Annotated in this window: 19 protein-coding genes; 14 read left to right on the forward strand and 5 right to left on the reverse strand. The window is 72.2% G+C overall.

All coding sequences use genetic code 11. From position 1 onward, the window contains the following. Positions 1–10 precede the first annotated feature (10 nt). Positions 11–493 carry a 30S ribosome-binding factor RbfA gene (gene rbfA / locus ACOKGD_RS04155; RefSeq protein ID WP_342336598.1) on the forward strand — a complete coding sequence of 161 codons (483 nt, stop codon included), beginning with the start codon at positions 11–13 and terminating at the stop codon, positions 491–493. Between the two features lie 43 nt (positions 494–536). Here rbfA and ACOKGD_RS04160 read toward each other — a convergent pair whose 3' ends face one another. After that, on the reverse strand, positions 537–1400 hold the full coding sequence (locus ACOKGD_RS04160) for an A/G-specific adenine glycosylase (RefSeq protein ID WP_342336596.1): 864 nt from the start codon (positions 1398–1400) through the stop codon (positions 537–539). 62 nt (positions 1401–1462) lie between these two features. Continuing rightward, positions 1463–1894: a GNAT family N-acetyltransferase gene (locus ACOKGD_RS04165; RefSeq protein WP_342336594.1), complete on the reverse strand. Its 432-nt coding sequence runs from the start codon at positions 1892–1894 to the stop codon at positions 1463–1465. A 135-nt stretch (positions 1895–2029) separates the two neighbouring features. Here ACOKGD_RS04165 and ACOKGD_RS04170 point away from each other — a divergent pair, with 135 nt between their 5' ends. The 5 genes from ACOKGD_RS04170 to ACOKGD_RS04190 are packed head-to-tail and all read left to right on the forward strand — an operon-like array spanning position 2030 to position 5560. Beyond that, on the forward strand, positions 2030–2737 hold the full coding sequence (locus ACOKGD_RS04170) for a hypothetical protein (protein WP_342336592.1): 708 nt from the start codon (positions 2030–2032) through the stop codon (positions 2735–2737). 49 nt (positions 2738–2786) lie between these two features. Further along, the gene (truB, locus tag ACOKGD_RS04175; protein ID WP_342336590.1) at positions 2787–3689 is read left to right on the forward strand and encodes a tRNA pseudouridine(55) synthase TruB; all 903 of its coding nucleotides are present in this window, start codon (positions 2787–2789) and stop codon (positions 3687–3689) included. Further along, complete coding sequence (locus tag ACOKGD_RS04180; protein WP_342336588.1) at positions 3686–4054, forward strand: hypothetical protein; 369 nt, start codon at positions 3686–3688, stop codon at positions 4052–4054. Before truB ends, ACOKGD_RS04180 begins: the two co-directional genes overlap by 4 nt. Before the next feature lie 58 nt (positions 4055–4112). Next, complete coding sequence (locus ACOKGD_RS04185; RefSeq protein ID WP_421355087.1) at positions 4113–4568, forward strand: hypothetical protein; 456 nt, start codon at positions 4113–4115, stop codon at positions 4566–4568. Then, complete coding sequence (locus tag ACOKGD_RS04190) at positions 4565–5560, forward strand: bifunctional riboflavin kinase/FAD synthetase (RefSeq protein WP_342336586.1); 996 nt, start codon at positions 4565–4567, stop codon at positions 5558–5560. Before ACOKGD_RS04185 ends, ACOKGD_RS04190 begins: the two co-directional genes overlap by 4 nt. Before the next feature lie 21 nt (positions 5561–5581). Here the strand turns inward: ACOKGD_RS04190 and deoC are convergent, their stop codons facing one another. Next, a complete protein-coding gene (gene deoC / locus ACOKGD_RS04195) occupies positions 5582–6301 on the reverse strand; it encodes a deoxyribose-phosphate aldolase (RefSeq protein WP_342336585.1) in 720 nt (239 codons plus the stop codon). A gap of 89 nt (positions 6302–6390) precedes the next feature. Here deoC and ACOKGD_RS04200 point away from each other — a divergent pair, with 89 nt between their 5' ends. The 5 genes from ACOKGD_RS04200 (at position 6391) to ACOKGD_RS04220 (ending at position 13287) form a co-directional block, all read left to right on the forward strand. Next, on the forward strand, positions 6391–8688 hold the full coding sequence (locus tag ACOKGD_RS04200; protein ID WP_342336583.1) for a heavy metal translocating P-type ATPase: 2298 nt from the start codon (positions 6391–6393) through the stop codon (positions 8686–8688). Between the two features lie 29 nt (positions 8689–8717). Continuing rightward, the gene (locus ACOKGD_RS04205) at positions 8718–9326 is read left to right on the forward strand and encodes a hypothetical protein (protein WP_342336582.1); all 609 of its coding nucleotides are present in this window, start codon (positions 8718–8720) and stop codon (positions 9324–9326) included. A 303-nt stretch (positions 9327–9629) separates the two neighbouring features. Then, positions 9630–11783: a DEAD/DEAH box helicase gene (locus tag ACOKGD_RS04210; protein WP_342336580.1), complete on the forward strand. Its 2154-nt coding sequence runs from the start codon at positions 9630–9632 to the stop codon at positions 11781–11783. 84 nt (positions 11784–11867) lie between these two features. Beyond that, positions 11868–12896 carry an ATP-dependent 6-phosphofructokinase gene (locus ACOKGD_RS04215; protein WP_342336579.1) on the forward strand — a complete coding sequence of 343 codons (1029 nt, stop codon included), beginning with the start codon at positions 11868–11870 and terminating at the stop codon, positions 12894–12896. A 121-nt stretch (positions 12897–13017) separates the two neighbouring features. After that, positions 13018–13287, forward strand: a complete 270-nt coding sequence (locus ACOKGD_RS04220; protein WP_342336578.1) for a DUF1905 domain-containing protein — start codon at positions 13018–13020, stop codon at positions 13285–13287. A gap of 10 nt (positions 13288–13297) precedes the next feature. Here the strand turns inward: ACOKGD_RS04220 and ACOKGD_RS04225 are convergent, their stop codons facing one another. After that, positions 13298–15433, reverse strand: coding sequence for a S9 family peptidase (locus ACOKGD_RS04225; protein WP_342336577.1), 2136 nt, complete (start codon positions 15431–15433; stop codon positions 13298–13300). A gap of 193 nt (positions 15434–15626) precedes the next feature. On the opposite strand from ACOKGD_RS04225, the gene ACOKGD_RS04230 reads away from it, so the two are divergent. Both ACOKGD_RS04230 and ACOKGD_RS04235 read left to right on the forward strand, forming a co-directional pair. After that, positions 15627–16919 (forward strand): inorganic phosphate transporter, encoded by a 1293-nt coding sequence (locus tag ACOKGD_RS04230; protein ID WP_342336575.1) that lies wholly within the window; start codon positions 15627–15629, stop codon positions 16917–16919. Further along, positions 16916–17242 (forward strand): peptidase, encoded by a 327-nt coding sequence (locus ACOKGD_RS04235; protein ID WP_342336573.1) that lies wholly within the window; start codon positions 16916–16918, stop codon positions 17240–17242. Before ACOKGD_RS04230 ends, ACOKGD_RS04235 begins: the two co-directional genes overlap by 4 nt. A 12-nt stretch (positions 17243–17254) precedes the next feature. Here the strand turns inward: ACOKGD_RS04235 and ACOKGD_RS04240 are convergent, their stop codons facing one another. Next, complete coding sequence (locus ACOKGD_RS04240) at positions 17255–18175, reverse strand: carbohydrate kinase family protein (RefSeq protein ID WP_342336572.1); 921 nt, start codon at positions 18173–18175, stop codon at positions 17255–17257. A gap of 61 nt (positions 18176–18236) precedes the next feature. Here ACOKGD_RS04240 and ACOKGD_RS04245 point away from each other — a divergent pair, with 61 nt between their 5' ends. Further along, complete coding sequence (locus ACOKGD_RS04245; RefSeq protein WP_342336571.1) at positions 18237–19148, forward strand: phosphodiesterase; 912 nt, start codon at positions 18237–18239, stop codon at positions 19146–19148. Positions 19149–19173 lie beyond the last annotated feature (25 nt).

A 19173-nucleotide genomic window follows, 5' to 3' on the forward strand; every position in this document is an offset into this window, starting at 1 on the left:
GGAGGACTCCATGGCGGGTCAGGAACGACAGGCGAGGCTCTCGGATCGGATCCGGGTGATCCTGGCGGAGCGGCTGGAGAAGGGCCTGCGGGATCCGCGGCTCGGCTTCGTGACGATCACGGACGTGCGCGTCACGGGCGATCTGCAGCACGCATCGGTGTTCTACACGGTCTACGGATCGGATGAGGAGCGCGAGGCGAGCGGTGCGGCGCTGAAGGCCGCGACGGGCATGCTGCGCACCGAGGTGGGTCGCAAGCTCAACACGCGTCTCACCCCGTCGCTCGAGTTCATCGCGGACGCGCTGCCCGAGAACGCCAGCACCCTCGACGCCCTGCTGCGTGAGGCGCGCGAGCGGGATCAGGCCGTGGCCGGGATCGCCGTGGGCGCGCAGTACGCGGGCGACGCCGATCCCTACGTCAAGCCGCGCGAGTTCGACGAGGCCGACGAGGCCGACGACGAGGACGACGCCGGCGAGGTCGACGACGAGAAGTGACCGATGACGAGGGCCGCATCCGCGAGGGTGCGGCCCTCTTCGTTCACCGCGGCAGGTGCAGGATGCCGTCCTCGAGCTCGACGAGACCGTCGTCGAGCAGGCTGAGGATCGCACGGTCGCGCTGCAGGCGGTCGGGCCACTCGGCGAGCACCGCGTCCTGAGGCAGGGAGCCGTCGTGGCGGAGGGCGCGCATCACCGCCCCGCGGGCCTGGCGGTCGCTGCCCTCGTACTTCGCCTGCCGGCGACGCAGATCCGGGGTGTCGGGACGCCCCTCGCTCACCCAGGCGCAGATGTCGAGCAGCGGGCACACGTCGCATCGCGGTGAGCGCGCGGTGCAGACGACGGCTCCGAGCTCCATGGCGGCGGCGTTGACGATCGCGGCATCGGTCGCGTCGCGGGGCAGGAGCGCCGCCATGTCGTCCAGGTCGGTGCGATGGGGCGGGCCGGGCTGGGCGCGCCCGTGCACCGCCCGGGCGATGACACGACGGGTGTTCGTGTCCACCACGGGGTGGTGGTCGCCGTAGGCGAAGACCGCGACGGCACGGGCGGTGTAGTCGCCGATCCCGGTGAGGGCGAGCAGCGCGTCGACGTCGCGCGGCACAACGCCGTCGTGGCGGTCCCGGATCTCGACCGCGGCCCTGTGCAGCCACAGCGCCCGTCGCGGGTAGCCGAGGTTCGCCCACTGCTTCACGGCCTCGGCCGGGGCGTCAGCGGCCAGGGCGGCCGGTGTCGGCCAGCGTGCCAGCCAGGCCTCGAGCAGGGGGATCACGCGCGCGACGGGCGTCTGCTGCAGCATGAACTCGCTGACGAGCACGCCCCACGCGCCGAATCCCGGCGCCCGCCACGGCAGATCGCGCTGCGCACGCGCATACCAGGGGATGAGGCGCGCGGCGACGGGAGCGGGCATCCCTCCAGCCTAGGCGGCGCGATCGGCGACCCCACCGCGAGGCGCCCGGGGGCGGCGCCGGCTCAGGGGATCCGGATCATCGGGGTGTGGGGGATCCCGTCCTCGACGAACTCCTCGCCGTCGGGTGCGAAGCCGAACCTCGCGTACCAGTGCGCGAGGTGCGACTGGGCATCCAGCCGCACCGTCTGGCCCTCGCACGCCGCCAGGGCGCCGCGCATCAGGTCGGCAGCGATCCCTCGGCCCCGCGCGGCGACCGCGGTGGCGACCCGGCCGATCCGGCGATCCGGTCCGTCGGTCAGCAGGCGCAGCGTGGCGACCACCTCGCTGTCGTCGGTCGCCCAGTACTGGATGGCGGCCGGCTCGACGTCGCGGCCGTCCAGCTCCGGGTAGGCGCACTCCTGCTCGACGACGAACACGTCCACGCGCAATCGCAGGATCGCGTACAGCTCGAGCGGGGACAGTTCGGCGGTGGGGGCGGAGCGGTACTCGGTCACGTTCTCAGCGTATGTCGCGGGTGTTATGCGACCGTGACGGGAGTGGGTGAAGGGGGTGGGCCCGCCGGGGCAATAACGTAGGAGAGCCGGGGACGGAGAATCCGCCCGGCACACCGCACAGGGGGTCCTTCCGCCATGAACACCATCCGCCACATCGCCGCCGTCGGCGCCACGGCCGCCGTCGCGCTCCTGCTCGCGGGCTGCGCGACTCCCGCCGCGGGCCCGGGCGCCACCGCGCCCGCCGAGACGACCACCCCGACGACGAGCCCGGAGCCGACCCCGACCGAGGCCCCCACGACGGAGCCCACCGCCGAGCCGACGCCCACCGAGGCGCCCGCCGATCCGACCGATGTCGGATCGTGGCTCGTGACGGAGGACGGCATCGGCCCGTTCACAGCCGGCATGTCGTGGGACGACGCCGTGGCGAAGGCGACCGAGCTCGGCTGGGATCTGCAGTACGCCCAGCCCGACCCGGCCGGGGGCTGCATGCTCAACGTCACGAGCCTCCCGCCCCAGGACGGCGGACTGATCAGCGTGACGGTGTGGGGCGACGCGAACGTCGTGATGGACCTCACCATCAGCGACAACGGCTCGCCCGAGTCCGACAACCCGCGCCCGGCCACCGCCGAGGGCGTCACCGTGCACAGCGCGATCGACGAGGTGCGCGCGGCGTACCCCGGCGCGATGGAGGACACCGTCCCGATCGCCACCGATCGCTTCTTCCTCGGTGTCGACGCCGACCAGGACGGCCAGGGCATCTGGTTCGAGTGGCGCGAGGGCGAGACCCAGATCAACACGGTCAGCGTGAATGCTCTCGGCTCGCCGGCCTACGAGCACTGCTGAGCCCGCACGCTCGACGGATGCCGGAGGCGGGCCGACTACCCTGGAGGGTATGAGTCCCGCGTCCGGCATCCTGCTCGTCGACAAGCCGGGCGGGATCACCAGCCATGATGTGGTCGCCCGCACGCGCCGGGCGTTCGGCACCCGCAAGATCGGCCACGCGGGCACGCTCGACCCCATGGCCACGGGCCTGCTGGTGCTCGGCATCGAGGGCTCCACGCGCCTGCTGACCTACCTCGTCGGCCTCGACAAGACCTACGAGACCACCATCCGCCTGGGATCCGCGACGACCACCGACGACGCCGAGGGCGAGACGGTCTCGACGGCCGGATCCGACGAGCTCGCCGTCGTCACGGACGCGCGGATCGCGGAGGGCGTCGCGCGGCTCACCGGCCGCATCTCGCAGGTGCCGAGCACGTTCTCGGCCATCAAGGTCGACGGGAAGCGCGCCTACGACCTCGCCCGCGCCGGCCAGGACGTCGAGCTGAAGTCGCGCGAGGTCACGATCTCGCGCTTCGCCGTGGGGGCGATCCGCCGCTCCGGGGATGCGATCGAGCTCGACGCGACGATCGACTGCTCGTCCGGCACGTACATCCGCGCCCTGGCCCGCGACCTCGGAGCGGACCTCGGTGTCGGCGGCCACCTCACGATGCTGCGCCGCACGCGGATCGGGCCGTTCGACCTCGCCGACGCGCACGAGCTCGACTCGCTCGCCGACGGCGTCCCCGCCCCGCTCGACCCCGCCGAGGTCGCCGGCCGGGTGCTCGGACGCCTCGACGTCACCGCCGACGAGGCCCGCGACCTCCGCCACGGCAAGAAGCTCGCCGACCAGGCCGCCCGCCTCGGCGGCGACCTGGCGGCCGCGATCGACCCGGACGGCGTGCTCGTCGGCATCGTCGAGCGACGGGGCGACGCGCTCAAGAGCGCGATGAACATGCCGGAGGCGGCGGCATGATCCTGTGGTTCACGATCCTGCAGCTGGTGGTCGCGGTCGCGGCCGGCCTGCTGGCGGTGACGCTCGGCCTCGCGGGGCGTCGGCCGAGCGACCTCACGGTCGGCGCGCTCGCGCTGATCGAGGTGCTGCTCGTGATCCAGGTCGTGATCGCGATCGTCGCGCCGCTGGCGGGCAACCCGCCGTCGGGCAGCATCCTCGAGTTCTGGGTCTACCTCGTGTCGGCCGTGCTCCTCCCGGTCGCGGGCGTGGGCTGGGCGCTTGTCGAGCGCAGCCGCTGGAGCACGGTGATCATGGGGGTCGTCGCGCTGTCGGTCGCGGTGATGATCTGGCGCATGCAGGTGATCTGGACCGTTCAGGTCGCCTGAGCCGTGCGCGAGGGCCCGAGCGTCGACCGAGGCGCGCGTGCCTAGACTGGAGGGCGCTATGACTGTCCCCGTCGCCTCGCCCTCGAAGCCCGCTCCCGTCCGGCGTATGACTGGGATCGGTCGCGTCCTCGTCGTCGTCTACGCCGTCATGGCGCTCGGCGCGACCGGCCGCTCGTTCGTGCAGATCGTCGAGCGCTTCGACCACGCGCCTCTCGCGTTCACGCTCTCGGCCGCCTCGGCGGCGGTCTACATCCTCGCCACGCTCGCGCTGATCTTCTCGCGCCGCGAGGCCTGGTACCGCGTCGCGTGGGTGGCCATCGTGTTCGAGCTCGTGGGCGTGCTCGTCATCGGCACCGTCTCGCTCGCGGTGCCCGAGCTGTTCCCCGAGGCCACGGTCTGGTCGGGCTTCGGCGGCGGCTACGTCTTCATACCCCTGGTGCTTCCCTTCCTCGGCCTGTGGTGGCTGATCACGCACCGCACGCGCGCGGACGCGCCCGCCCGGGGCGCAGAGTGATCCTCTTCGAGGACGTCGCCGACATCCCCGGCGACTTCGGCCCGTCCGTCGTCGCGATCGGCAAGTTCGACGGCGTGCACGCCGGCCACCGCGCGATCATCGAGAAGATGCTCGTGGACGCCGCGTCCTCGGACGTGCGCACGGTCGCGGTCACCTTCGACCGCAACCCGCTCGCGATCATCGCGCCGGATCGCTGCCCGAGATCGCTTGTGGGCGTGAGTCAGAAGGCCGAGTTGCTCGGCCGCACCGGCATCGACGCCACGCTGCTGCTGCGCTTCGACGAGGCGCTCGCGTCCGAGGACGCCGAGAGCTTCGTGCGCCGCATCCTGGTCGACGGGCTGCACGCGCGCCGGGTGTTCGTGGGCGGAGACTTCCGGTTCGGTCGCGGGGGCGCGGGGGATGCGGCGCTGCTGCGCCGGATGGGCGACGAGCTCGGGTTCGAGGTCGAGGTGGTCGCCGATGTCGCGAGCTCGCTCGACGGACGCCGCGTGTCATCCACCTGGATCCGCGAGCTGCTCGAACAGGGCGACATCGAGCGCGCCGCCAAGCTGCTGGGGCGCAACCCGACGGTCATCGGCGAGGTCGTGCACGGCCTGAAGCGGGGGCGCGAACTCGGCTTCCCGACGGCCAACCTCTCGCCGGACGCCGAGGGGTACATCCCCGCCGACGGGGTCTACGCGGGCTGGCTCATCGACCGCACTCCGCGCGGGCTGCAGCGATCGAGCGTGCGCTACCCGGCGGCGATCTCGATCGGCACCAACCCCACGTTCGACGACGTCGCCCGCCGTCAGGTCGAGGCGTACGTGCTCGACGAGACGGATCTGGATCTGTATGGTCGCGAGGTCGAGGTGCAGTTCGTCACGCGGATCCGCGGCATGATCGCGTTCGAGGGCATCGACGCCCTCATCGCGCAGATGGCCGACGACGTGGTGCGCACGCGCCGGGCGCTCACGGCCGCGCCGCGCGCGCTGCGGGACGCCTCGGCTCTCTGACCGCGGCGCCCCGCGCCGGCGTCAGTACGAGGTCGTGTCCTGCGCGCCGGAGGCGTCGCGGCCCTCGGCCCGCGCACGCAGCTCGCCCAGGATCGTCGCGCTCGCGCTGGTTCCCAGGCGGGTCGCGCCGGCCTCGATCATCGCGAGCGCGGCCTCGAGGCCGCGCACGCCGCCGGACGCCTTGACCTGCACGGCGGGGGAGACCGTGCGGCGCATGAGGCTGACGTGCTCGACGGTGGCCCCGCCACCGGCGAAGCCCGTCGAGGTCTTCACGAAGGTGGCACCGCCCGCCTCGGTCAGGCGCGAGCCGCGCTCGATCTGCGCGAGGTCCAGCAGGCTGGTCTCGAGGATGACCTTGGTGACCGAGCCCTCGGCCGCCGCCACCACCGCGGCGATGTCGGCCGTGACCATGTCGTCCTCGCCCGAGCGCAGGCCGCCGATGTGCACCACCATGTCGAACTCGACGGCGCCGTCGTCCTTGGCGCGGCGCAGCTCGGCGACCTTCGCCGCGGTCGACGTGGTGCCGTGCGGGAAGCCGACCACCGTGCCGACGGCGACGCCGGTGCCGTCCAGGCGGCGGACGGCGTGGGGGATGTCCGAGGGGCGGACGCAGACGCTGAAGACGCCCCACTCGGCGGCGATGTCGAGCTCGCGGTCGACGTCGGCGCGGGTGAAGTCCGGCTTCAGGATCGCGTGGTCGATGGTCGCGGCGATTCCCCGCTCGGTGAGTTCGATGGTCATGGCTCCAGCGTACGTCGTGGGGGTGCGGGGAATACCCCAGGGGGGTATTCTTGTTCCTGTCGTGCGAGAGCCTACGGAAGGATCCACCCATGACCTCCACCACTCGAGATGTCGTCCTCGACATCCAGGGGATGACCTGCGCGAGCTGCGTCGCGCGTGTCGAGAAGCGCCTGCAGCTCGTGCCCGGCGCCGCCGCCTCCGTCAACCTCGCGACCGAGTCCGCGAAGGTGCAGGTGCCCGCGGGCACCCCGGACGGCGCGCTGGTCGACGCCGTGAAGGCCGCCGGCTACGACGCCTCGGTGCGCCGCGTGCCGGGTGCCCCCGCCGGGACCGACGCGCACACGGGGCACCACCCGCCCGAGCACAACGGTCCCGCGCACAACGGTCCTCAGCACGAGGGCGGCGCGCACGGCGGTGCCGACCACGACGCCCACGACGCGGGCGGCCACGTCCACGACGTCGAGGACGCCCCGGGGCAGACCCCGTTGCGCACCCGGCTGATCGCCGCGGCGATCCTGAGTGTTCCGATCCTCGCGATCTCGATGATCATGCCCCTGCAGTTCCCCGGCTGGCAGTGGGTGGTGCTCGCACTGAGCCTGCCGGTGGTGCTCTGGGCCGGATGGCCGTTCCACCGCGCGACGCTCCGCAACGCCCGTCACGGGGCCGCCACCATGGACACGCTGATCACGCTCGGCACGATGGCCGCACTGCTGTGGAGCACGTGGGTGACGATCACCGGCGGCATGCACGTCTACTTCGAGGTCGCCGCGGTGGTCACCACGTTCCTGCTGCTCGGCCGCTTCATCGAGCAGCGCTCGAAGCGCGCGGCGGGTGCGGCGCTGCGCTCGCTCATCGACCTCGGCGCGAAGGACGTCACGCTGGCCGACGCCGAGGGGCGCGACGCCGCCACGGTGCCCGTGGGGCGCCTGCACCCCGGCGACCGCTTCGTCGTGCGTCCGGGCGGCACCGTCGCCACGGACGGCGTGATCGAACAGGGCGAGGCCGCGATCGACGCGAGCATGCTCACCGGCGAGTCCGTGCCCGTCCCGGCGGGGCCCGGATCCGCCGTCACCGGCGGCACGATCGCCACCGACGGTCGCCTCGTCGTCCGTGCCACGGCGGTCGGCTCCGAGACGCGTCTGGCGCGCATCGCCGCCCTCGTCGAGGACGCGCAGGCCGGCAAGTCGCAGATCCAGCGGCTCGCGGACCGCATCTCGGGGGTGTTCGTGCCGGTGGTGATCGGCCTGTCCGTCCTGACCTTCGCCGGCTGGCTGATCGCCGGCGGCGGGCTCGACTCGGCGCTCATCGCCGCCGTCGCGGTGCTGATCATCGCCTGCCCCTGCGCCCTCGGCCTCGCCACCCCCGTGGCGATCCTGGTGGGCACCGGGCGCGGCGCGCAGCGCGGCATCCTCATCACCGGCCCCGAGGCGATCGAGACCGCGGGTCGGATCGACACGGTCGTCCTCGACAAGACCGGCACGGTCACCAGCGGACGCATGTCGGTGCACGAGGTCGTGGGCGCCGAGGGCGCCGACCCCGACGAGGTGCTGCGGATCGCCGCGGCGCTGGAATCCGGATCGGAGCACCCGATCGGCCGGGCCATCGTCGCGCACGCGGGGGAGGCTGAGGTGCCCGTCGTCACCGGCTTCCGCACGCACGCCGGTCACGGAGTGGTCGGCACGGTCGAGGGGCGCGAGGCGTTCGCCGGCAACCTGGCCTTCGCCGTCGAGCGCGGCGCACGGGTGCCCGATGACCTCGCCGCGGTCGCCCGCGATGCAGCATCGACCGTTGTCATCGTCGGCTGGGCATCGGCCGCCGGGATGAGCCCCACGGCTCGCGCGGCGATCCTCGTCGGCGACACCGTGCGCGACGACAGCCGCGAGGCGATCGCGCAGCTGCGCGAGCTCGGCCTCGAGGTCGTGCTGCTCACCGGAGACGGCGACGCCGTCGCCCGTGCCGTGGCCGCCGAGGTGGGGATCGGGACGGTGATCGCCGGCGTGACGCCCGAGGGCAAGCTCGCCGAGGTGCGCCGCCTGCAGGAGGCCGGCCGCCGTGTCGCCATGGTCGGCGACGGCGTCAACGACGCCGCCGCGCTCGCGACCGCCGACCTCGGCATCGCCATGGGCGGCGGCACCGAGGCGGCCATGCACGCGAGCGACATCACGCTCATGCGCGACTCGCTCCCGGCCGCGGCCGACGCCGTGCGGCTCTCCCGCCGGGTGCTCGGCGTGATCCGGGGCAACCTGTTCTGGGCGTTCGGGTACAACATCGCCGCGATCCCACTCGCGGCGCTGGGGCTGCTGACCCCGATGGTCGCGGGCGCCGCCATGGCGTTCTCGAGCGTGTTCGTTGTGCTCAACAGCCTGCGCCTGCGCTCGTTCGAGTGACCGCGCCGGCGGTGGGGGAGGATGGGGCCATGCGCCGCGTCCTCCCCGCCGTCGTCCTCGCTCTGGCCGCGCTCGCGCTCGCCGCGTGCACGCCCGAGGCCGCGCCGACCGAGCCTGCGCCGACCGAGAGCCCGGCGCCCGCCGCCCCGACGGAGACGCCCGGCGCCACGGGACCCACCGCGACGGCCGCGCCGAGCGGCCTGCCCGCCGACTGCGCGCAGGCGTACTCGCCCGCGATGCAGGATCGGCTCCTCGCCGCGTTCGCGCAGCTGAACCCGGCCGAGGCGGCGGCGGTCCCGAGCTCCAAGATCGTCGACCTGCTCGACGTGATCCAGGGATCCCCGAACCTCACCTGCTCGTGGACGCCGCCGGGCACGACCGCGCTCATCTCGACGGCCGCGCTCATCCCCGAGGAGCATCAGGAGTTCGTGCGCAGCGCCCTCACGCAGAACTTCCCGGCATGCGACGCGACGGGCGGTCCCGTCGACTGCGAGCGGCGGGGCGAGCAGCAGCAGGGCTCGGTCGAGATCGAGCGGGTGGTCCTGCGCGGCGATCTGATGCTCTCCACCTATGCGCTCAACGCCGATCCGTCGCTGGTGTCCGACGCGATCGCCGACATGATCGCATTCCTGCCGTAGTTCCGGCACCCCGTATGCCGTAGACTGACGCCACAGGTTTCCGCCGCCCGACGCGTCATCGACGTCCGAGAGATCCGGGTTTCGACTCGCCGCTCGCTCAACCTGGTTGCAGCGGGCAACTCCTCGCAGGCCGGTACGTGCCCCGGGATGGAAACCGCGTCCGCATCGCCTCGTCGTGCACACGCGTGACGATCGCGTCCCCGCGATGCCTCGGCATCCGCAAGTCCCGCGGACGCACGCACCACACCGGCCGAAGCCGCATACGTCGCCTCGGTCGCGACGGTCTCTACGCTCAGGAGGAGCATGCCGACCACGGCACCCGCGCGACAGCGCAGAAGGTCCTCGTCCGCGCGCCGCGACGACGAAGCCCCCCTCATCCCGATCCTCGCCCGCAAGGTGCGCGAGGTCGAGGCCAAGGCTCAGCGCGGCAAGCTCGGCCCCACGAACCGGACGAAGTTCCAGGTGATCGCCTTCCTCGTCCGCGAGGAGCGCGCCCGCGTGAAGGCCGACGGCGAGGTCACGGATTCCGCCCGCGCCGAGCTGCTCAAGCGGCTCGACGGCGTCGCGACGATCCTCGCCAAGACGGCCGCGCGCGACACCTCGCTCATCCAGCTGCTCGAGGTCGACCAGGCCACCTCGCCGGTCGCCCGTCGTATGCGCCGCGACTGGCTCATCGAGTCCGGCGCCGAGCTGCCGCCCGAGGAGCTGGTGATCGCCGACGTCAAGCCGGTGCTGCAGCAGACGCTTGTGCCGCCCGCGGCAGCCGACCGACAGGTCTCGCCGCCGCAGATCGAGGCGCGCATCGAGTCGAACCCCTTCCTCGCGCCCGACCTCGACCACCGCCGCGGCGGTCCGACCCCGCGTCGTCGCCTCGACGACTGGGAGCTGATGGGCCCGCTGTACAAGGCCTTCGAGCAGGGCGCCGGCGGCGGAGCGGCGACCATGCCGCTGCCCGAGGTCCCCGAGTTCGACCGGGTCTCGCCCAAGGGGCTCGAGGTCATGGTGCACCAGTCGCGCTTCCTCGAGGCCGTCCGGGCGGGGCACCGCACCTTCCTCCTGGCCGACGAGCCGGGTCTCGGCAAGACCGCCGAGTCGGTGCTCGCCGCCTCGGTGGCCGAGGCCTACCCGATGGTCGTCGTCGTCCCGAACGTCGTGAAGATGAACTGGGCCCGTGAGGTGGAGCGCTGGACGCCGCACCGTCGCGCCACGGTCATCAACGGCGACGGGGCCGACCTCGACGCCTTCGCCGACGTGTTCATCGTCAACTACGAGATCCTGGATCGCCACCTCGGATGGCTCGCCAAGATCGGCCTGCGCGGCATGGTGGTCGACGAGGCGCACTTCATCAAGAACCTCTCGTCGCAGCGCTCGCAGAACGTCCTGGCGCTGGCCTCGAGCATCCGCGAGCAGACGCCGGGCGGCAACCCGCTGCTGCTGGCCCTCACGGGCACGCCGCTGATCAACGACGTCGAGGACTTCGACGCGATCTGGCGCTTCCTCGGGTGGACGACCGGCGACAAGCCGGGCCCCGAGCTGATGGAGAAGCTCGACGCGACGGGGCTGACCCCGGCCGACAAGTCGTTCTACCCGGAGGCCCGCGACGCCGTCATCTCGATGGGCATCGTGCGCCGCCGCAAGAAGGACGTCGCCAAGGACCTCCCCGACAAGCTCGTGGCCGACCTGCCCGTGCAGCTGGACGACGAGTTCGGCCGCGGGATCCGCGAGGCCGAGCGCGAGCTGGCCGCGCGTCTGGTCGCGCGCTACCGCCGCATCATCGAGGCCCGCGGCGACCGCGGCCTGGCCCCGGGGGAGATCGACCACGACATCGTCCGCCTCGTCGCCAACGGTGAGCTCGAGGAGTCGAAGGCCGCCGGCACCGACGGCGACAACGTCTTCACGATGGTGCGCCGCATCGGCCAGGCCAAGGCCGGCCTCGCGGCCGACTACGCGGCCCAGCTGCAGCGCTCGGTCGGCAAGGTCGTCTTCTTCGCCAAGCACATCGACGTTATGGACCAGGCCGAGGCCCACTTCCGTGCGAACGGCATCAAGGCCGTCTCGATCCGGGGCGAGCAGAGCCAGGTCGCGCGCCAGGACGCCATCGACTCGTTCAACAACGACCCGTCGGTGGGCATCATCGTCTGCTCGCTCACCGCGGCGGGCGTCGGCGTGAACCTGCAGGTCGCCTCCAACGTTGTGCTCGCCGAGCTCAGCTGGACGGCCGCCGAGCAGACGCAGGCGATCGACCGCGTGCACCGCATCGGACAGGACGAGCCCGTCACCGCGTGGCGCATCATCGCCGCGCACACGATCGACACGAAGATCGCCGAGCTCATCGACCAGAAGCAGGGTCTCGCGGCCCGCGCCCTGGACGGCGAGGCCGTCGATCCCACCTCGAGCGACTCGGTTCAGCTCGCCGCGCTCATGCACATCCTGCGTGCCGCGCTGGGCGGAGACTGACCCGGATCCCGATCCGGCGACGATCCTCGTGCGCACAGCGGCAGACCACCACGGTGGTCTGCCGCTCCCGCTAGGGTCGAGAGCATGAAGATCGGAATCCTCACGTCCGGGGGTGACTGCCCCGGACTGAATGCGGTCATCCGCGGCGTCGTCCTCAAGGGCACCACCACGTACGACATCGAGTTCGTGGGCATTCGCGACGGCTGGCGCGGCGTCGTCGACGCGGACTTCTTCCCGCTCACCCGTCACGAGGTCAAGGGCCTCGCGAAGGTCGGCGGCACCATCCTCGGCACGAGCCGCACGAACCCCTACGAGGGTGAGCGCGGCGGCGCCGAGAACATCAAGGCGACGCTCGCCGAGCACGGCATCGACGGCATCATCGCGATCGGCGGCGAGGGCACCCTCGCGGCGGCCGAGCGCCTGTCGAACGACGGCGTCCCCGTCTTCGGCGTGCCGAAGACCATCGACAACGACCTCGGCGCCACCGACTACTCGTTCGGCTTCGACACCGCGGTCAACATCGCGACCGAGGCCATGGACCGCCTGCGCACCACCGGCGACTCGCACCAGCGCTGCATGGTGGCCGAGGTCATGGGTCGTCACGTCGGCTGGATCGCGCTGCACGCGGGCATGGCCGCGGGTGCGCACGTCATCTGCATCCCGGAGGTGCCGCTGTCGATCGAGGAGATCACGGCGCAGGTCACCTCCGCGTTCGAGCGCGGTCGTGCGCCGCTCGTGGTCGTGTCCGAGGGCTTCAAGCTCAAGGGCCAGGAGGAGGCGTACAGCGACAAGGGCCTCGACGCCTTCAACCGCCCCCGCCTGGGCGGCATCGGCGAGATCCTCGCACCCGAGATCGAGCGCATCACCGGCATCGAGACCCGGGCGACCGTCCTCGGTCACATCCAGCGCGGTGGTTCGCCGTCGGGCTTCGACCGCGTGCTCGCCACGCGCCTGGGCCTGCACACGGCCGACGCGCTGCAGGAGGGCGCGTGGGGCGAGATGGTCGCCATGCGCGGCACCGACATCGTCCGCGTGCCGTTCGCCGACGCGCTCGGCGAGCTGCACACCGTGCCGGTGTCCCGCTACGAGGAGGCCGCGGCCCTCTTCGGCTGATCGACCCCTGTGACGAGAAGGCTCCCCGGTGCGTGCGGCACCGGGGAGCCTCTCTCGTTTCCGGCCGCTTCCCGCCGTGCGGGGTTACGGCCACCGCCTCCGGCGGGCTACGCTCCCCGGCATGAGCGTGGACCTGCGGTTCCAGACGACGATCGGCGTCGAGGTGAAGGGCGAGACCTGGAGCTGCGTCGAGATCCCCGGGTCGGTCGAGTTCCTCGGCACGGGCAGGAGCGTCCGCGTGGACGCCCGGATCGACGACATCCTGCTCGAGGACGTCGGCGCGATGGTCACCGGGACGGGCGGTCACATGGTGTCGCTGAGCGCCAAGGTGCGAAAGACCCTCGGGAAGGACATCGGCGACGAGGTCGACGTGGTGATCGCCCGCCGCTGATCGGCACCGGTCAGGCGTCGGCGACCCCGAGCACGTCGAAGAGCCAGGCGAGCTGGAAGGCCCGCTCGCGCCACGCGTTGTAGCGGCCGCTGACGCCACCGTGCCCGGCGACCATCTCGCACTTGAAGAGCGCATCCGCGCCGACGTCGCGCAGGCGAGCGACCCACTTGGCCGGCTCGACGTAGATCACCCGGGTGTCGTTGAACGACGTCATCGCCAGGATCCGCGGGTACGTCACGCCCTCGCGGACGTTCTCGTAGGGCGTGTACGACTTCATGTACTCGTACACCGACGCCTCGTGCAGCGGGTCGCCCCACTCGTCCCACTCGATCACCGTGAGCGGCAGCGAGGGGTCGAGGATCGTTGTGAGCGCGTCCACGAACGGCACGTCGGCGAGGATGCCCGCGAACAGCTCGGGGGCGAGGTTCGCGATGGCGCCCATCAGCAGGCCGCCGGCCGATCCGCCCTCGGCGACCACGCGGTCCGGCGTTGTGTAGCCGCTCTCGACCAGGTGACGGGCCACGTCGACGAAGTCGGTGAAGGTGTTGCGCTTGCGCGCCAGCTTGCCGTCCTCGTACCACTGGCGCCCCATCTCGCCGCCGCCGCGCACGTGGGCGACAGCGAAGACGACGCCGCGGTCGAGCTCCGACAGTCGCGCGACCGAGAACGAGGGGTCGATCGAGTGCTCGTAGGAGCCGTAGCCGTAGAGGTGCACGGGGCGCGGCGCCTGGCCGGGCTCGCCGAAGGAGCGCTTCCACACCAGCGACACGGGGATCCGCGTTCCGTCCGCGGCGGGCACCCACAGGCGCGCCTGACCGTAGTCGGCCGCGTCGTAGCCGCCTTGCACCTCGACCTGACGGCGCAGGATCAGCTCGCCCGGCTCGCCGAGGCCGATCGCGGCGCCGGCGGGGAGGACGTACTCGAACACCGACCCGGGCGTGGTGAACGAGCCGTAGCCGAGGCGCAGCACCGGCGGCGCCCACTCGGGGTTCCCGCCGAGGCCCGCCGAGAACAGCGGCTCCTCGAACTCGATCTCCGTGACGGCGTGCGTGGCGTAGTCGAGCAGCGCGACGCGGGGGAGGCCCTCGCGCCGATACTCGACGACGGCGAAGTCGCGGAAGCAGTCGATGTCGATCAGCCGCCGACCCGGCTCGTGCGCGATCACGACCTCGGTCTGATCCGGCGTCTCGACGCGCGCGCGGACGAGCTCGAAATCGAGCGCGCCGTCGTTGTGCAGGATGTAGAGCCAGTCGTCCCCGTCGACGACCGCGTGCTCCACGCCGTACTCGACTCCCTCGCGACGCGGCCAGACGACGGTCGGCACGGCCGACGGGTCCGTCGCCACGGTCCGGGCGTCCAGGAGGGCGACCTCGCTGGTGATGCTCGATCCGGATTCGACGATCAGGTACCGGTCGCTGCGGGTGACGCCGGCGCCGACCCAGAAGTGCTCGTCGTCGTCGCGGTAGATCTCGCGGTCGTCGTCGCGGGTGGCCGCGCCGACGGCATGCAGCCAGGCGCGGTCGGGGCGCCAGGCGTCGTCGACCGTGGTGTAGACGATGTGCGTGCCGGTCGGCAGGAAGTGCGCGCCCGAGGACGTGTCCTCGAGCACATCGGGCAGGACCTCGCCCGAGACGAGGTCCTTGATCCGGATCGTGTAGCGCTCGTCGCCGGCGACGTCGACGGCCCAGAGCATCCGGGTGCCGTCGTGGGACACGTCGAACGATCCCAGCGAGAAGAACTCCTGGCCCTCGGCCTCGACGTTGGCATCCAGCAGGATCTGCTCTCCGGGCACCTCGGTGTCCGGGGTCAGGATCGGGGGCGTCCAGTCGTCGGGCCCGGTGATCGGCGCGCGGCACTGGATGCCGTACTGCCTGCCCGCGACGGTGCGCCCGTAGTACCACCAGTCGCCGCGGCGGCTGGGGAGGCTGAGGTCGGTCTCCTTGACGCGGCTCTTGATCTCCTGGAAGACCTTCTCGCGCAGCGGCTCGAGGTGCGCGAGCGCCGCGTCGGTGTGCGCGTTCTCGGCCTCGAGGTGGGCGACGACCTCCGGCGACTCCTTCTCGCGCAGCCACTCGTAGGGGTCGTCGAAGGTGTCGCCGTGATGCGTGCGGGTCTGGGGTCGCCGGTCGGGGCGAGGAGCGGTCATCCGTCCACGCTATCCGCCGGCTCGGGGGGCGAGGGCGCACGGCGGCGCGAAACGCCCGGGTCCCGGTTTGACCGCTTCCCCACGCGGTGCGAGGATTTATCACTGTCTGGTTGCCAGACCCCGAACACATCGCGAACTCTTCGTTCGCAGGATCGGATCCGATACCCGGATCCTCGATCACGGAAGGCGGACGGTGGAAACCGCAGCCCTCGTCGTCGCGCTGGTCATCGCCCTGGCGCTCTTCTTCGACTTCACCAACGGCTTCCACGACACCGCGAACGCGATGGCCACGCCCATCGCGACGGGTGCACTGAAGCCGAAGACCGCCGTCGCGCTGGCCGCGATCCTGAACCTGGTCGGCGCGTTCCTGTCGACGGAGGTCGCCAAGACGATCTCGGGCGGCATCATCCGCGAGGATCAGATCTCCGGTGCCATCTTCCCGTCGCTGATCTTCGCCGGCCTCATCGGCGCGATCACCTGGAACATGCTCACGTGGCTGCTGGGGCTTCCCTCCAGCTCGTCGCACGCGCTGTTCGGCGGCCTGATCGGCGCCACGATCGTGGGCCTCGGCGTCCACGGCATCGACTTCGGCGTCGTGATGTCCAAGGTCGTGCTGCCCGCGCTGCTGGCGCCGCTGACCGCCGGGCTCATCGCCTTCGCCGCCACCAAGCTCGCCTACGCGGTCACCCGCCGGTACGACGGCAAGCCCGACGGCCGCGACGGCTTCCGCTGGGGCCAGATCTTCACGTCCTCGCTCGTCGCGCTCGCGCACGGCACGAACGACGCGCAGAAGACCATGGGCATCATCACGCTCGCGCTCATCGCGGTCGGCTGGCAGAACCACCCCGAGCCCGAGCTGTGGGTCATCCTGTCCGCCGCGGCGGCCATCGCCCTCGGCACCTACGTCGGCGGCTGGCGCATCATCCGCACCCTCGGCAAGGGCCTCACCGACGTCAAGCCGACGCAGGGCTTCGCGGCCGAGTCGTCCACCGCCGCGACGATCCTCGCCTCGAGCCACCTCGGCTTCGCCCTCTCGACCACGCAGGTCGCCTCCGGATCGGTCATCGGATCGGGGCTCGGCCGCCGCGGCTCCGAGGTGCGCTGGGGCACGGTCGGCCGCATCTTCGTGGGCTGGCTGCTGACGCTCCCCGCCGCGGGGCTCGTCGGCGCCCTTGCCGCCCTGCTCGTGGTCTGGTCGCGCAACGCCGGCCTGGGCGTCACGGGCGTCATCATCGACGCGGTCGTTGCCGTCTTCGCCATCGTGTTCATGTTCCTCCGCTCGGCCCGCAACCAGGTCCACGCGGGCAACGCCATGAGCGAGGTCGCCGCGTCGGGTCACGCCGTCAACATCGACGACAACCCGCCGCCCACACCGCGCCAGCAGCGCAAGCTCGAAGAGCAGGAGCGTCGCAAGGCCGCCGCCAAGGCCGCCGCCGCCAAGAAGGCGGACGCCAAGAAGGCCGCGAAGAAGGGGAACGTCAAGTGACCATCGACTGGCTCGCCTTCCTGCAGGTCTTCCTCGCGGCGCTCGTCGGCGCCGTCGTGGTTGTCGGCTTCTACGCGCTCGGCCTGCGCCTGCTCGCCACAAGCGGGAACATCCCGGTCGTCGCCCCCGCGCAGTTCACCGACGCGATCACCGTCGTCTCGCCCAAGCGCATCGCGAAGGCCGAGAAGGCCGCGGCCAAGGCGGCCGCGAAGAACCCGCTGAGCGAGGGCCAGAAGCGCCTCGCGCTGATCGCCGCCTATGCCTGCTTCGTGATCTGCGCCCTCGCCGTCGTGGCGGGCATCCTGCTCATCGTCCTGGGCTGACGCCGCCCGGCGTCAGCGCCCCACCAGCTCGTCCCGGGTGGGCGGGTTTGCCCCGCGGCGCGAGACGGTGATCGCGGCGGCGCGGGCCGCCTGATCCAGGTGAGGCCGCAGCTCGGGCGGCGTCTGCGCCAGCGCGTCGCGCAGGCCCGGCCCGAGCAGGCCGGATCGCCGCAGGCTCGCCAGCAGGGCGGCCATAAACGAGTCCCCGGCCCCGACCGTGTCGGCGACGTGCGTGCGGGGGGCTGCGACCTCCGTCATGCCCGCACGGGTCATCGCGGTCGCCCCGTCGGCGCCGCGGGTGACGATCACGAGGCCCGTGCCGGTCTCGACGAGGCCGCGCGCGATCCCGGCCGGATCCTCGCCCGGGTAGAGCCAGTCGAGGTCCTCGTCGCTGGCCTTCACGACGTCGGCGAGCGACGCGAGCCGCTCGAACCGGGCGAGGGCGGCCTCGTGGTCGCCCAGCAGCGCGGCGCGGATGTTCGGGTCGACGCTGATGCTGGCGTCGCCGCGCGCGGCCTCGAGCAGGTCCAGCACGGTGTCGGCGCCGGGGGAGAGGAACGCCGCGATGGACCCCGTGTGCACGTGAGGGGCGCGGCACGGCGGCGGGTCCGCGAGCGTCCAGCCGATCTCGAAGTCGTACTCGGCGGATCCGTCGGCCTGGATGCGCGCGGTGGCGCGCGGGGTCGGCAGCTCCGGATCCGCGGGGGCGACGAGCCGGACGCCCGCCCCCACCAGGTGGGCCCGGATCAGGGCGCCGTCCTCGTCGTCACCCAGCTGCGTCAGCAGGGCCACGTCCTCGTCCAGCCGCGCGAGCCCGTACGCGACGTTGGCCGGGCTGCCGCCGGGGTGGGTGACGGAACCGCCGCCGGGCCGGTGGATGACGTCGGCGACGCTCTCGCCGACGACCAGGATGTCCGCCCTCGATACGTTCATGGCCCGATCCTGCCGCACGGCGGGGCCCGGCGATGTCACCGGCACGGCCTAGTCTGACGGCATGCAGTTCGGCCAGCACGCCCCCGCGCAGCGCACCATCGTCCATCTGAGCGACACGCACCTGCTCGCCGCGGGCGCCCCGCTCGGCGGGCGCTACGACACCGAGGCGAACCTGCACCGCACCCTCGCGCGCCTCGAGCAGCTCTCCGGCGACGGCACGGTGCGCATCGACGCCCTGGTGTTCACCGGCGATCTGACCGACCTCGGCGAGCCCGAGGCGTACCTCCGCCTGCGCGAGCTGGTCGAGCCCGCCGCCGCGCGGATGGGCGCGCCGGTGGTCTGGGTCGCCGGCAACCACGACGAGCGGCCCGAGATGCGCCGCGATCTGCTCGGGCTCTCGGCCGACCAGACGCCCGTGACCGGCGTCTGGGATCTCGCGGGCCTGCGCCTGGTCGCCCTCGACAGCTCGGTGCCCGGCTGGCATCACGGCGAGATCGACGCGGCCCAGCGCGAGTGGCTCCGCGAGGTGCTCGCCACGCCCGCACCGCTCGGCACGATCCTGGCGCTGCACCACCCGCCGCTGCCGAGCCATGTCCCGCTGTTCGACATCCTCGAGCTGCGCGACCAGGCGGCTCTCGCGGACGTCCTCTCGGGTTCGGACGTGCGCGCGATCCTCGGGGGGCACCTGCACTACTCGATGAGCGGCACTTTCGCGGGCATCCCCGTGAGCGTCGCATCGGCGTCCTGCTACACGATGGACGTCGCCCGCCCGCCCCAGCGGGTGAACGGCATGGACGCCGGGCAGGACTTCCACCTCGTGCACGTCTACGACGACACGATCACTCACACGGTCGTCCCGGTGGACGCCGAGGACGTCGCCGGATACTTCACTCCTGACTGGTACGAAAAGATGGCGGAACTTTCACCTGAGCAGCGCCTGGAGGCGTTCTCCCGCAAGCCCCCTCGCGCCTAGGCTCGTCTGGTGGCCCGCTCGATGC

It is taken from the genome of Microbacterium phosphatis, from assembly GCF_049177115.1.
Classification (GTDB): Bacteria; Actinomycetota; Actinomycetes; order Actinomycetales; family Microbacteriaceae; genus Microbacterium; species Microbacterium phosphatis.